Origin of the sequence: Pseudomonas spelaei, assembly GCF_009724245.1 — a bacterium.
In the GTDB taxonomy this organism is placed as follows: domain Bacteria; phylum Pseudomonadota; class Gammaproteobacteria; order Pseudomonadales; family Pseudomonadaceae; genus Aquipseudomonas; species Aquipseudomonas spelaei.
Map to the genome: position 1 here is coordinate 309,010 of NZ_WNNK01000004.1, position 13,625 is coordinate 322,634.

Sequence of the window (13,625 nt, forward strand, 5' to 3'; positions counted from 1 at the left end):
TTCAGTACGGATTGATCCATGTCCTCTCGCGAAATCCGCATCGCCACCCGTAAAAGTGCCTTGGCCTTATGGCAGGCCGAATACGTCAAAGCACGCCTTGAGCAGGCCCATCCCGGCCTCAAGGTGTCCCTGGTGCCCATGGTCAGTCGCGGCGACAAGCTGCTGGACTCGCCGCTGTCGAAAATCGGCGGCAAGGGCCTGTTCGTCAAGGAGCTGGAAACCGCGCTGTTGGAGAACGAGGCCGACATCGCCGTGCACTCGATGAAAGACGTGCCGATGGACTTCCCTGAAGGCCTGGGCCTGTTTTGCATCTGCGAGCGCGAAGACCCGCGCGATGCGTTTGTTTCCAATACCTATGCTTCCCTGGATGAATTGCCGCTGGGCAGCATCGTCGGCACCTCCAGCCTGCGTCGCCAGGCCCAATTGCTGACCCGTCGCCCAGACCTGCAAATCCGCTTTTTGCGGGGCAACGTCAACACCCGTCTGGCCAAGCTGGATGCCGGTGAGTATGACGCGATCATCCTGGCTGCGGCCGGTTTGATCCGCCTGGGTTTCGAAGACCGCATTACCTCGGCCATCAGCGTCGAAGACAGCTTGCCCGCCGGTGGGCAGGGCGCCGTCGGGATTGAATGCCGCACGGCAGACAGCGAAATCCATGCACTGCTTAAACCTCTCGATCATGCGGACACTGAAATTCGCGTCACCGCCGAACGTGCACTGAACAAACACCTTAACGGTGGTTGCCAGGTGCCGATCGCCTGCTATGCGGTGCTGGAAGGCGAGAATCTTTGGCTGCGTGGCCTGGTGGGGGATCCGAGTGGCGGGTTGCTGCTGACGGCAGAGATACGCGGGCCGCAAAGCGAGGCTACGAGCCTTGGTATCAAGGTGGCCGAGGAACTGCTGGAGAAAGGTGCCGGCGCCATCCTGCAAGCGGTCTACGGCGAGGCTGGCCCGCAGTGACAGGCTGGCGTGTGCTGTTGACCCGGCCAACGGAAGAGTCCGCGGCCTTGGCGGCGACACTGTCCGAAAGCGCAATATTCAGCAGCAGCCTGCCATTACTGGAAATCGAAGAACTGCCGGCTACCGCTGAGCAGCAAGCGGTTTTCCGCCATCTGGATCGATACTGCGCTGTGATCACGGTGAGCAAGCCGGCCGCGCGGTTTGCTCTGCAGCGGCTTGATCAAGCGCCATCTCAACCATGGTTCAGCGTTGGGGCGGCGACGGCGCAGGTGCTGGCCGAGCACGGCCTTGATGTCAGCTACCCGCCGGACGGCGACGACAGCGAGGCCTTGCTTGATTTACCCCAGTTGCGCGACGCTATTGCACGACCCAATGCGCGGGTATTGATCCTGCGCGGCGAGGGCGGACGAGAGCTGCTGGCTGAGCGCTTGCGCGATCTAGGTGCTAGTGTCGACTATCTGGAGTTGTATCGCCGTTTCCTGCCGGCATACGCCGCCGGTACGTTGATGCAGCGCATTCAGGTGGAACGCTTGAACGGCCTGGTGGTCAGCAGTGGGCAGGGTTTTTTACATCTGCAAGCCTTGGCGGGCCCCGATTGGCCCCAGGTAACACAGTTGCCGCTGTTCGTGCCCAGCCCGCGAGTCGCCGAGATGGCGCGTGCTGCTGGTGCAAGTAAAGTTGTGGATTGTCGTGGCGCGAATGCCGCGGCTTTGTTAGTGGCGCTACGCAGCTTTGCCGAGCCCACTCTCTAATACGCAAAGGATGGATACGTGAGCGAAACAGCCTTGCCCAAAGATGAAGCTCAGCCCGCGCTTGATGCGCCTGTTGAGACACCGGTCACTGCTCCACGCCGTGGCAATGGCCTGGCAATCGTGGCCCTGTTGCTCGGTGCTGCGGGTGTTGCGGCCGGTAGCTGGGGGATCTGGCAGGTCCGGGCCCTGCAATCGAGCACTCAGCAGCAGTCGGGACAGGTGCAAACCCTGGATGATCAATCCCAGAGCCTCAAGCAGAGCCAGCAACAGTTGGCCGCACGCCTGGCACAATTGCCAGGCGCCGATGAGTTGGAAGAACGTCGCCGCCTGGTGATGCAATTACAGGGTGACCAGCAACGCTTGAACCAGCGACTGGAAACCGTGCTGGGTGCCAGTCGTAAAGACTGGCGCCTGGCTGAAGCCGAACATTTGTTGCGCCTGGCCAGTCTGCGTTTGTCTGCATTGCAGGACATCAACAGTGCCCAGGCCTTGGTTCAGGGGGCCGATGAAATCCTTCGTGAACAGAGCGATCCGGGTTCCTACGCAGCCCGCGAGCAGTTGGCCAAGAGCCTCGCTGCATTGCGCAGTGTCGAGCAACCGGATCGTACCGGGTTGTATCTGCAACTGGCGGCCCTGCGCGATCAGGTGGTGCAACTGGCCGCTATCTCGCCTGAGTATCAGCTTCAGGATGCGCCTCAGTCAGGCCGTCCAACCACTGACACTGAAAACCGCTGGAGCCAATGGTGGGAGCAGATTTCCCGCTATTTCCGCATCGACTTCAATCCGGACGACAACATTCGTCCACTGCTTGCCGGCCAAGGCCTGAACCAGGTACGCCTGGCCCTGAGCCTGGCGCTGGAACAGGCACAGTGGGCTGCCCTCAATGGCGAGCCTGCGGTGTATACCCGTTCACTGGGCGAGGCCCGCAGTGTCTTGCAGGGCAACTTCAACCAGAACAACCCGCAAAGCCAGGCCATGCTGGCCCGGATCGCCGAGCTGGAACCCAAGGCCGTCTCGGTGGTAACGCCGGACTTGGCTGTAAGCCTGGCTGCCGTGCAGGCTTACCTTGAACGTCGTCATCTGTCTGCCGATGAAGCCAAGGCTTCCACCGGCGCGCCGGCGACCCAGGAGTAAAGCCGATGAAGCGTTTCTACGTGATCCTGGTGCTGGCGATTGCGATTGCCCTGGCATTGGGCGTGGGCATTTCGAAACACGCCGGCTACGTGCTGATTACCTATCCCCATGTGCTGCATTACGAGTCCGGGCTGTGGTCGACCCTGGTGGTGTTGTTTGTCATTGGTCTGGCGATTTACCTGGTCAGGGTGCTGTTCAGCCTGGTGACGACATCCGGCGGTGTGGTCAACCCATGGTCGCGGCGCAACCGTAGTCGTCGGGTACAGATTGCTATCGAACAGGGCCAGATGGACCTTGCCGAGGGGCGCTGGGCAAGTGCCGAACGCCATTTGCAGCGCGCCGCCGAAGCAGAGCGCCAACCGCTGCTGTATTACCTCGGCGCAGCCCGTGCGGCTAACGAGCAGGGTCGTTATGAAGAGGCTGACGGTTTGCTGGAGCGCGCGCTCGAGCGCCAGCCCCAGGCCGAACTGGCAGTGGCTCTGAGCCATGCACAGTTACAGATGGACCGTGCCGATACCGAAGCGGCTCTGGTCACACTGCAAGCCATGCACGAGCGTCATCCGCATAACGTTCAGGTATTGCGCCAGTTGCAACGGCTGCATCAACAACGTGGAGACTGGTCCTCGGTGATTCGGTTGTTGCCGGAGCTGCGTAAGGACAAGGTGTTGCCAGCCGCCGAGCTGGCGGATCTGGAGCGTCGGGCCTGGGGCGAGAACCTGACCCTGGCCGCTCAACGTGAAGAGCAAGGCGAGGCCGGCCAGCAGTCCCTTGAGCGGGCGTGGCAACAATTGACTTCTGCTCAGCGTCAGGAGCCTGCACTGGTATTGGCCTACGCTGAGCAGCTGCGCCAGTTGGGTGCAGACACCACAGCCGAGGAGGTATTGCGTGGCGCGATCAAGCGCGGGTATGACAGCCATTTGATCAGGCTGTATGGCTTGCTGCAGGGCAGCGATCCGGCACGGCAATTGAAGTTTGCCGAAGGCTGGCTCAAGGACCATCCGGGTGACGCTAGCCTGTTGCTGACGTTGGGTCGTCTTAGCTTGCAAAACAGCTTGTGGGGCAAGGCACGGGACTACCTGGAAAGCAGCTTGCAGGTTCAACGTAATCCCGAGGCCTGCGCCGAACTGGCCCGCTTACTGGCGCAGTTGGGAGACACCGAGCGCAGTAACCAATTGTTCCAGGAGGGCCTGGGCCTTCTGGACAAGCGCTTGCTGGCCTCTCCGCTCCCGGTGCCGGCGCGGGTTTGACGTAGGAAACCATGAAAAGGTTGGTTCAGAATTGTCTGGTCCAACCCTTCCGTGCCGCCTGATAGAGGCGAATAAAACGCTCTGCCGGTAAACTCCTACACAGGCTTTCGTTCAATCCTCCAGGTTCTGACGGGATATCCCTACGTTCTCGCGGAATCGTCTGCTCCGGCGCGTATTGAAAGGGGTAAGGCCTTTCCTCTACCGTAACTACCTATCTCTTGCGTTGCGGATAAACAATGTCTTTGGCCCCCTCACGCTCCCTGTTCCTCCTGGCGTTTATGGCTGGTGTGCTGACTTTGGGCGCGTCCTTTTACCTTGAATATGGAGCCTTGTTGCGTCCTTGCTTCCTGTGCCTGGTACAACGGATTTTTTTGACTGCCTTCACGGTGATCAACCTGATTGCAGTGGTTCACGGCCCTAAGCGTCACGGCATCTATTTATATGGGGCGATGAGCATGGGCTGTGCATTGCTCGGAGCCATCACTGCGGTGCGCCAGGTGTTGTTGCAGAACATCCCGGTGGACCAGTTGCCCAGTTGCTGGCCTAGCCTGCAACACATGGTCGAAAATCTGTCGTTCTGGGAGGCCTTGACGCGAGTGTTTCAGGGCAGCGTCGACTGCGTTGAGATCAACTGGACGTTGTTTGATCTGAGCTTGCCTGAATGGAGTCTGCTGTTCTTTGTCGCGATGTTGATCCTGGGAGCGGCACAGTTTTCGCGACTGTTGTTCGGCCAGCGTTTTCCCCTGGCGAAGCACTGATTCGAGGTCGCTGGATGTAGGACGGGATTAAACACTTGTATGAACTTTCTCTCCTGCGTACCTTGAAGCCATAGTCGTGCGGGCATAATCTGGCCCGCACGCGTTATCGAAACCGCTTGCTCGATGCGGCTTTGTCCGGTGGCCGCTTTAATCCTTGAAGCGTTGCGCGGGCAGAGGGCGGCACCGCCCATATAGGGAAGAGAGATCATCATGCTGGAAAGTTGTCAGAATGCTCAGGAACGCTGGGGTGGTGTGCACAAACTGATCGATGGTTGGTTGAAGGCGCGTCACGAACTGGTTCGGGCCTTTGATGCTCTCGGCGCCAAGCCCGAGACATTGGGTGAGAACCGCAAGCCATTGCAAGAGTTCTGCGGTGTGCTGGTTGACTATGTGTCTGCGGGACACTTCGGTGTCTATGAGCAGTTGACCAAGGAAGCCGAGGCCTTCGACGATCAGCGTGGCCTGGACCTGGCAGAGACAATCTACCCGCGTATCGATGTGATCACCGAAAAGCTGCTGGCGTTCAACGACCTTTGCGATAAGGGCGAGTGTGTTGCGGCGAAGTTCAAGGAGCTGGGCGGCCTGCTCCACGAGCGTTTCGAGCTGGAAGACTGTCTGATCGAAGTGCTGCACAACGCTCACAAGGAAGAGTTGACGGCAAAAGCCTGAAATCTGATTGGCGGCAAGACAAAAAACGGTGCGCATTGCGCACCGTTTTTCGTTTGGCTAGCTGCTCGCCCCAAGCAGTTCGATCTCGAATACCAGCGGCGTGTAGGGTGGGATCAACTCGCCTGCACCGTCTGCGCCATAGGCCTGGGCCGATGGAATCACCAGGCGCCATTTCGCGCCGATCGGCATCTGTTGTAACGCGCTGCGCCAACCACTGATCACACTGTCCAGGCGAAACCATTGCGGTTGTTTGCTCTGGTCAAAGATCGTCCCATCGGGCAGCCGCCCAACATACGTCACCTGAACCCGATCACTGGCCGCTGGTTTTTTTCCGTTACCGGGAGCCAGTTCGCTCAGCAATATCCCATCCGCCAATTCGCGTACGCCTCCCTTGGCTTTCTCCGTGGATAAAAATTGTTGCTCGGCGGCGAGGGCCTTTTCACTTTGCGGGACGGGGTCAGCGGTTGCGGTCTGCGCTTCGTGTTGAGCCAGGATCTGTTCGATGCGCGCATCGTCCAACGCCAGTGGCTTGCCTTGGTAGGCTTGTTTGAGGCCGTCGATCAACGCCTGGATTTGCAGGTTGGGGACTTCCTGACGCAGGCGCTCGCCCAGGCTTGCACCCAGGCTGTAGGCGAGGTCGTGGCTATCTTTGGAGGGGGATTGCTCGCCTGCATTGGCCACTGAAAGCGACAAACCCAAGGCTAAAAAAAGGTAACGCGACATGGGTGTTCTCCAGCCGAAAGTGCGATGGATTATGCCAGTGTGAATGCGCAAAAACTGGAGTGGCTTTTCGTTATATCGATAAGAATTTTCATGCAGTGCAACGCAACGCATTCGATACTGTCAACATGCCCTAGCGGCGGTAAGAGCAGAGGGCTAGTATGAGCCGCACCCACGTCAGCCAGGAGGTAAACCATGTCGGCCAAACAGAAGCCTGTAAATACCCCATTGCACTTGCTCCAACAGCTATCGGGCAGCCTGCTCGAACATTTGGAAAGCGCTTGTTCCCAAGCCTTGGCTGATGCAGAGAAATTGCTCGCCAAGCTGGAAAAACAACGCGGCAAGGCTCAGGAAAAACTGCACAAATCCCGCACCAAACTGCAAGACGCAGCAAGCGCTGGTAAAGCCAAGGCACAAGCCAAGGCCAAGGGCGCAGTCAAAGAGCTTGAGGACTTGCTCGACGCCCTCAAGGATCGTCAATCCGAAACCCGCACCTACATTCTGCAACTCAAGCGCGATGCTCAGGAGAGTCTGAAACTGGCTCAGGGCGTTGGTCGCGTGAAAGAAGCCGTTGGTAAGGTACTGAACACTCGCGCTCCGGTTAAAGCCGCTGCTGCAAGCGCGGCGAAAAAACCAGCCAGCAAAGCAGTGGCTGCCAAAGCGCCTGCAAAAGCTGCGGCCAAGCCTGCGACCAAAGCACCGGCGAAGCCGGCTGCCAAACCGGCAGTGAAAAGGGCCGTTGCCAGCGCCGCTAAACCAGCCGCTAAACCTGCTGTGAAACCGGCTGCTAAAACCGCTGCTGCGAAACCAGCCGCCAAGCCAGGCGCTGCGAAACCTGCTGTGAAGCCTGCTGCGAAACCGGCGGCTAAGACCGCTGCTGCGAAACCAGCCGCCAAGCCAGGCGCTGCGAAACCTGCTGTGAAGCCTGCTGCGAAACCGGCGGCTAAGACCGCTGCTGCGAAACCAGCCGCCAAGCCAGGCGCTGCGAAACCTGCTGTGAAGCCTGCCGCGAAACCGGCTGCTAAAACCGCTGCTGCGAAACCAGCCGCCAAGCTAGGCGCTGCGAAACCTGCTGCAAAACCTGCTGCCAAGCCGGCCGCCAAACCAGCGGTTAAAACGGCTGCTGCGAAACCCGCTGCCAAGCCAGCTGCTGTAAAGCCTGCTGCGAAACCGGCGGCTAAAACCGCTGCTGCGAAACCAGCCGCCAAGCCAGCCGCTGCGAAACCTGCTGTGAAGCCGGCCGCCAAACCAGCTGTTAAAACGGCTGCCGCGAAACCCGCTGCCAAACCAGTTGCGGCAAAACCTGCTGTGAAGCCTGCCGCCAAACCAGCCGCTAAACCTGCTGCTGTAAAGCCAGCCGGCAAGCCAACTGCCGCAAAACCAGCGGCCAAGCCTGTTGCCAAAGCTCCAGCTGCAAAACCTGCGGCACCGGCTGCCAAGCCGGCTACCCCGGCAGCACCTGCGGCCAGCACTGCAGCGCCAACCGCGTCGGTCAGCAGCACCCCTGCACCGGCTGCAAGCACCACCCCAACCAGCGCTTCTTAAGTGCCGGTGACCGCGACGCGCAGCTGATGCAGCGCGTCGCGGTCAAGGTTGGCGGCTTCGGCCGCCAGTCCTTCAAGCCACGTACCCTGATACGTTGCTTCACCCGTCGGCCATTCCAGTGCCCGGGTCTCCAGGCGTGATAACAGCTGTCGTTCGGCTTCCAGCTCCAGGGCTTTGACCCGCTCCCGTAATGCCCCCAACTCGGTGTCCTGCTGCGCCATGGCCCGCCATTGCTTACGCACTTGTCGTAGCGGCTCTACCACTTCGGACTGCCAGGGTTCTGCAATCTGCCGCAGTGCCAGCAAGCGCGTCGGTTCAAGCGCCACACCTCGTTGCTCCAGCCACAACCCGCAGAGCAACAGGCACACGTCGGCCCCCTGCTCCTGCAAGCGCAGGCAAGTGTTCTCTACACCCGGGCGGGCATAAGTCGAGAGGGCAAAGCTCCACAGGTCAGCGCACATATTCCTACCCAAGCCAGCGGTCAACGAAGCTGGTAGACTCCGCCGCCATTATGATCCGACTTCAAAGCCTAACATTACAGCGTGGCCCGCAACGTCTTCTTGAAGACGCCGAGCTGACCCTGCACGCCGGTCACAAAGCCGGCCTGATCGGTGCCAACGGCGCCGGAAAATCCACGTTGTTCGCCTTGCTGCTGGGTGAGCTGACCCCCGACTCGGGGGATTGCTTGATGCCGGCCGACTGGCGAATCGCTCATATGCGCCAGGAAATCGACACCCTGGACCGCATTGCGATCGACTACGTGCTCGATGGCGACCTGCGTCTGCGCCAGGTGCAACACGACCTGGCCGAGGCTGAGAAAGCCCAGGACGGCGCCGCCCAAGCCCGTCTGCACTCGGAACTCGACAGCGCCGATGGCTACACCGCCGATGCCCGCGCCCGCAAAATGCTGGCGGGCCTGGGGTTCACCAACGAACAGATGGACCGCCCGGTCGCTGACTTCTCCGGTGGCTGGCGCATGCGCCTGAACCTGGCCCAGGCGCTGATGTGTCCTTCGGACCTGTTGCTGCTCGATGAACCGACCAACCACTTGGACCTCGATGCGATCCTGTGGCTGGAAGACTTCCTGAAAAGCTACCCGGGCACTTTGCTGCTGATTTCCCACGACCGGGATTTCCTCGACGCCGTGGTTGATAACATCGCCCACGTCGAACAGAAAAAGATCACCCTCTATCGCGGTGGCTACAGCGCCTTCGAGCGTGCTCGCGCCGAGCGTCTGGCCCAGCAACAGCAAGCCTACGAGAAGCAGCAGGCGCAACGCGCGCACATGGAAAGCTACATTGCCCGGTTCAAGGCCCAGGCCACCAAGGCCCGTCAGGCCCAGAGCCGGATCAAGGCACTGGAGCGCATGGAAGAGCTGTCGGCGGCCCACGTCGATTCACCGTTCGATTTTGTGTTCCGTGAGTCGGCGAAGATCTCAAGCCCGTTGCTCGATCTGTCCGATGCCCGCCTGGGTTATGGCGACAAGACCATCCTCGAGAAGGTCAAGTTGCAGCTCACACCGGGCGCGCGGATCGGTTTGCTGGGGCCAAACGGTGCCGGTAAGTCGACCCTGATCAAAAACCTCTCGGGCGAGTTGCAACCCCTGGCCGGTCGTCTGGTACGCGGCGAGAACCTGGTCGTGGGCTACTTCGCCCAGCATCAGTTGGACTCCCTCGACGCCAAGGCCAGCCCGCTGCTGCACTTGCAACGCCTGGCACCTACCGAGCGCGAGCAGACCTTGCGCGACTTCCTTGGCGGTTTCGACTTCCGTGGCGCGCGCATCGACGAGCCGGTGCTGAATTTCTCCGGTGGCGAAAAGGCCCGTCTGGCCCTGGCGTTGATCGCCTGGGATCGGCCGAACCTGCTGCTGCTCGACGAACCGACCAACCACCTGGACCTGGAAATGCGCCTGGCGCTGACCATGGCCCTGCAGGAATTCAGCGGTGCGGTGTTGGTGGTGTCCCACGATCGGCACTTGCTCAAGAGCACTACCGATAACTTCCTGCTGGTAGCTGACGGCAAGGTCGAGGAATTCGACGGCGACCTGGAAGACTACGCCCGTTGGCTGTCGGACTATCGTCTGCGCAACGCGCCGGTCAGCAACACCCCGGTCAACCCGGACAAAACCGACAAGAAAGCCCAGCGCCAGGCCGCTGCCGCATTGCGCCAGCAACTGGCACCTCACAAGCGTGAAGCCGACAAGCTGGAAGCTGAGCTTGGCAAGGTCCACGAAAAGCTGGCGAAGATCGAAACCAGCCTGGGTGACAGTGCCGTGTACGAGCCGGCGCGCAAGGATGAATTGCGGGACCTGTTGGCCGAACAGGCTAAGCTCAAGGTCCGCGAGGCACAACTGGAGGAAACCTGGATGGAAGCCCTGGAGTTGCTGGAATCCTTGCAAGCGGAGCTGGAGGCGCTGTCCTGATGGAAGCGCTGCAACTGCCGCTGCCGGCGCAATGGATCGAACCCATATGGGTCGGCATACAAATACTGCTGATCCTGCTGGCGGGTTACCTCGCCCAGCGCTTCGTTGCCAAATGCCTGAAGCGCCTGGGGGAACGTTACCCGTTCCCGCCGCAGTTGCTGATGCCACTGCGTGGAGGTCTGCGCTGGCTGATCATGGGCAGTGCGTTGATCGTTGTGCTGGAGCGCCTGGGAGTTTCCGCCACGGTGTTGTGGACGGCCTTGTCGGGGTTTGTCGCGGTGGCGGCCGTGGCGTTTTTTGCCATGTGGTCGGTGCTGTCGAACCTGCTCTGCGCGATTCTGATCTTCACGGTCGGACCGTTTCGTCTGGGCGATGTGGTTGAGCTGGTGGACACCGTCGACAAGCCGGGCGTCAAAGGCCGTGTAGTGGCGATCAACCTGCTGTACACCACACTGATTGAAGTGGAAGAGGCGGGGACTGGCAGCGTGATGGTGCAAGTGCCTAACAGCCTGTTCTTCCAGCGCTCGGTGCGACGTTGGAGGGGCAGTGATGTGTTGCCTGTCGGGTCGGGCGAGAAGTAGCGGTCACATCCTGTAAAAACCTATAGCCAGGCCTCGGTCGGCGGAGTTAGCTTAAGGCTCCGCAGCAAATTCTTCTCCGAGGTGTGCAATGGCACTCGATACATGGCTGGCCTTCTTCCTGGCCAGTTGGATCATCAGTCTCTCTCCAGGCGCCGGTGCCATCGCCTCGATGTCCAGCGGTTTGCAATACGGTTTCCTGCGCGGTTATTGGAACGCCTTGGGTCTGCAATTGGGCCTGGCGCTGCAAATTGTCGTGGTCGCCGGTGGCCTGGGCGCGATTCTCGCGGCATCGTCCACGGCGTTCTATGCGATCAAATGGTTCGGTGTGGCTTATCTGGTTTACCTGGCCATCAAGCAGTGGCGTGCGTTGCCTGCCGACTTGACCGATAACGCGGCGGTTCGCCCCGTCGGCAAACCCTTGGCGATGATCTTTCGCGGCTTCCTCGTCAACGCCAGCAACCCTAAAGCTCTGGTGTTCATGCTGGCGGTATTGCCGCAGTTCGTGAACCCCCAGGCGCCGCTGTTGATCCAGTACGTGATCCTGGGCGCGACGATGATCTGCGTGGACATGATCGTCATGGCCGGCTACACAGGCCTGGCGTCGAAAGTGTTGCGGCTGTTGCGCACGCCCAAGCAGCAGAAGCGCATGAATCGCACGTTTGCCGGGTTGTTCGTAGGCGCGGCAGGCTTCCTGGCCAGTTTGCACCGCGCAACGGCCTGATTTTGGCCTAACTGAAGAAACCGGATCAAAATGTGGGAGCGTGCTTGCTCGCGAAAGCGGAGTTTCAGTCAACAGCTTCATCGACTGATCCACCGCTTTCGCGAGCAAGCCCGCTCCCACATTTGTTTTGTGTTGCCTGTACTTTTGACGATCACGCCTTGAGTCAAACCCCTTAACGTTTGACAATGTGTTACTTCGTATTTCCATTTGAGATTCATTCATGATTGGCCTCTCCCGTTTCCTCGCTTGGCTGCTGTTGCCGACGTTGATGTCGTGCAGCTTCAACCTGCTGGCAGCCACCGCAGAAGGCGCACCACAGGCGCTGCATTTGCTGGATTACATTGGCGCCGACTACCCGCCGACAGTGGACGCGGGCAAGGTCATTGATGATTCCGAATACCGTGAGCAGGTGGAGTTTCTAGGGGTCTTGCAGGGCCTGGTGGCCGAGCTTCCAGAGAAACCTGAGCGCGCAGAATTGGTGAAAGGCGTCGATGAGCTGCTGGCTGCCGTGAAGGCCCACGAGGACGGTGCAGCTGTGGCTCACCAGGCTCGGCAACTGGGTGCCAAGTTGGCAGTGGCCTATGAAGTCAGTCAGGCCCCGGCGATTACTCCGGACCCAACGCGTGGTGCGCCGCTGTATGCCCAGCACTGTTCGGTTTGCCACGGTGACGCCGGCGCCGGCGATGGCCCGGCAGGCGTTGGCCTGACGCCGCCACCGGCGAACCTGCGGGACGCTGCGCGCCTGGACCGCTTGAGCCTCTACGCGATCTACAACACCCTTGGGCTGGGCGTCGAGGGCACGGACATGCCGTCCTTCGCGGATCAACTGGACGATCGCCAGCGTTGGGATCTCGCCACCTATATCGCAGGCTTCACCGCCAACCCGGCTGCGGCAAAAAGCGAAAAGCCCTTCAACCTGGCCGATCTGGCGCGCCAAACGCCCAACGAAGTGCTGGCTGCTGAAGGTCCCGATGCCGCTGCAACCTTCCGCGCGCAACGCGCGCAGCCGCCACAGGTCAAGCGTGGCCCGGCGCAACTGCTCGATTACACCGCGACCACCCTGGACAAAAGCCTCGCCGCGTTCCGCAATGGTGATCACGAACAGGCCTACGACCTGTCGGTAGCGGCTTATCTGGAAGGCTTCGAGCTGGTTGAGAGCTCCCTGGACAACGTCGACGCCAATGTGCGCAAAGACACTGAAAAAGCCCTGATGGCTTACCGGCAGTCGTTGCAGGATGGCTTGCCGGTTGAGCAGGTGGAACAACGCCTGGATGTGGCCAAGGGCAAGCTCAAGGAGTCGGCTGGGCTGTTGGGCAGCGATGGTCTGAGCTGGTCCTTGAGCTATATTTCCGGTTTGTTGATTTTGCTGCGCGAAGGCCTGGAAGCGATTCTGGTACTGGCGGCGATCCTTGCCTTCCTGCGTAACACCGGCCAGCAATCGGCGGTGCGCAGCGTTAACGTCGGTTGGGGCCTGGCACTGCTGGCTGGTCTTGGGACCTGGGCCTTGGCGGCCTATGTGATTGATGTCAGCGGCGCCCAGCGCGAATTGCTGGAAGGCTGCACGGCGCTATTTGCCAGCGTCATGGTGTTGTGGCTCGGTGTGTGGATGCATGACCGGCGCCATGCGGCGGCCTGGCAGGACTACATCAAGAGCAGTCTGGTGGGTGGCGGTGGGCGCTTCGGCTTTGCAGTACTGGCGTTCTTCTCGGTCTATCGCGAGCTGTTCGAAGTGATCCTGTTCTACGAAACCCTGTGGCTGCAGGCCGGTCCTGCCGGGCACAACGCGGTCCTGGCCGGTGGCGCCACGGCGCTGGTGCTGCTGGTGGGCCTGGCTTGGGTGATTCTGCGGGGTTCGGCGAAGTTGCCGTTGGCACTGTTCTTCGGTATCAACGCGGCGCTGCTGTGCGCGCTGTCGGTGGTGTTCGCCGGGCATGGCGTCAAGGCGTTGCAGGAAGCCGGTATCTTCGGCACCCGGCCAGTGGCGTTCTTCGACTTCGATTGGCTGGGCATTCACGCTGACGCCTATTCGCTGAGTGCCCAGGCCCTGGCGATTCTGGCGATTGTGGTGCTGTATGGTCGCAGTCGACTGGCTGAAAAACGCCGAGTGACGGCATAA

Annotated in this window: 12 protein-coding genes and 2 pseudogenes; 12 read left to right on the forward strand and 2 right to left on the reverse strand. The window is 60.4% G+C overall.

What is annotated here, in order from left to right; all coding sequences use genetic code 11:
- The first annotated feature begins 18 nt into the window (after positions 1 to 18).
- From hemC to rsd, 6 genes are all read left to right on the forward strand, one after another.
- Complete coding sequence (gene hemC, locus GNF76_RS07320; protein WP_155582494.1) at positions 19 to 960, forward strand: hydroxymethylbilane synthase; 942 nt, start codon at positions 19 to 21, stop codon at positions 958 to 960.
- Entirely contained in the window at positions 957 to 1,712 is a 756-nt protein-coding gene (locus GNF76_RS07325) for a uroporphyrinogen-III synthase (protein WP_178123215.1), read from the forward strand. The genes hemC and GNF76_RS07325 overlap by 4 nt, the downstream gene beginning before the upstream one ends.
- Before the next feature lie 18 nt (positions 1,713 to 1,730).
- Entirely contained in the window at positions 1,731 to 2,846 is a 1,116-nt protein-coding gene (locus tag GNF76_RS07330; RefSeq protein WP_178123216.1) for a uroporphyrinogen-III C-methyltransferase, read from the forward strand.
- 5 nt (positions 2,847 to 2,851) lie between these two features.
- Positions 2,852 to 4,093: a heme biosynthesis protein HemY gene (locus tag GNF76_RS07335; RefSeq protein ID WP_155582495.1), complete on the forward strand. Its 1,242-nt coding sequence runs from the start codon at positions 2,852 to 2,854 to the stop codon at positions 4,091 to 4,093.
- 236 nt (positions 4,094 to 4,329) lie between these two features.
- Entirely contained in the window at positions 4,330 to 4,851 is a 522-nt protein-coding gene (locus GNF76_RS07340; RefSeq protein WP_155582496.1) for a disulfide bond formation protein B, read from the forward strand.
- Between the two features lie 210 nt (positions 4,852 to 5,061).
- Complete coding sequence (gene rsd, locus GNF76_RS07345) at positions 5,062 to 5,520, forward strand: sigma D regulator (RefSeq protein WP_155582497.1); 459 nt, start codon at positions 5,062 to 5,064, stop codon at positions 5,518 to 5,520.
- 57 nt (positions 5,521 to 5,577) lie between these two features.
- Here the strand turns inward: rsd and GNF76_RS07350 are convergent, their stop codons facing one another.
- Positions 5,578 to 6,243 (reverse strand): FKBP-type peptidyl-prolyl cis-trans isomerase, encoded by a 666-nt coding sequence (locus tag GNF76_RS07350; RefSeq protein WP_155582498.1) that lies wholly within the window; start codon positions 6,241 to 6,243, stop codon positions 5,578 to 5,580.
- 192 nt (positions 6,244 to 6,435) lie between these two features.
- Here GNF76_RS07350 and GNF76_RS29880 point away from each other — a divergent pair.
- Positions 6,436 to 6,774: pseudogene (locus GNF76_RS29880) on the forward strand (AlgP family protein); the annotation flags it as partial.
- Positions 6,775 to 7,194: 420 nt separating this feature from the next.
- Positions 7,195 to 7,785, forward strand: a pseudogene (locus tag GNF76_RS29885) (hypothetical protein); the annotation flags it as partial.
- Here the strand turns inward: GNF76_RS29885 and GNF76_RS07360 are convergent.
- Positions 7,782 to 8,246, reverse strand: coding sequence for a TIGR02444 family protein (locus tag GNF76_RS07360; protein WP_155582500.1), 465 nt, complete (start codon positions 8,244 to 8,246; stop codon positions 7,782 to 7,784). The pseudogene GNF76_RS29885 and the gene GNF76_RS07360 overlap by 4 nt on opposite strands.
- Positions 8,247 to 8,296: 50 nt before the next feature.
- On the opposite strand from GNF76_RS07360, the gene GNF76_RS07365 reads away from it, so the two are divergent.
- The 4 genes from GNF76_RS07365 to GNF76_RS07380 all read left to right on the forward strand — a co-directional run bounded on the left by GNF76_RS07365 (position 8,297) and on the right by GNF76_RS07380 (position 13,625).
- The gene (locus GNF76_RS07365) at positions 8,297 to 10,207 is read left to right on the forward strand and encodes an ATP-binding cassette domain-containing protein (protein ID WP_155582501.1); all 1,911 of its coding nucleotides are present in this window, start codon (positions 8,297 to 8,299) and stop codon (positions 10,205 to 10,207) included.
- On the forward strand, positions 10,207 to 10,788 hold the full coding sequence (locus tag GNF76_RS07370) for a mechanosensitive ion channel family protein (RefSeq protein ID WP_155582502.1): 582 nt from the start codon (positions 10,207 to 10,209) through the stop codon (positions 10,786 to 10,788). Before GNF76_RS07365 ends, GNF76_RS07370 begins: the two co-directional genes overlap by 1 nt.
- An 88-nt stretch (positions 10,789 to 10,876) precedes the next feature.
- Positions 10,877 to 11,509, forward strand: a complete 633-nt coding sequence (locus GNF76_RS07375; protein WP_155582503.1) for a LysE family transporter — start codon at positions 10,877 to 10,879, stop codon at positions 11,507 to 11,509.
- A gap of 220 nt (positions 11,510 to 11,729) precedes the next feature.
- Positions 11,730 to 13,625, forward strand: coding sequence for a cytochrome c/FTR1 family iron permease (locus tag GNF76_RS07380; RefSeq protein WP_155582504.1), 1,896 nt, complete (start codon positions 11,730 to 11,732; stop codon positions 13,623 to 13,625).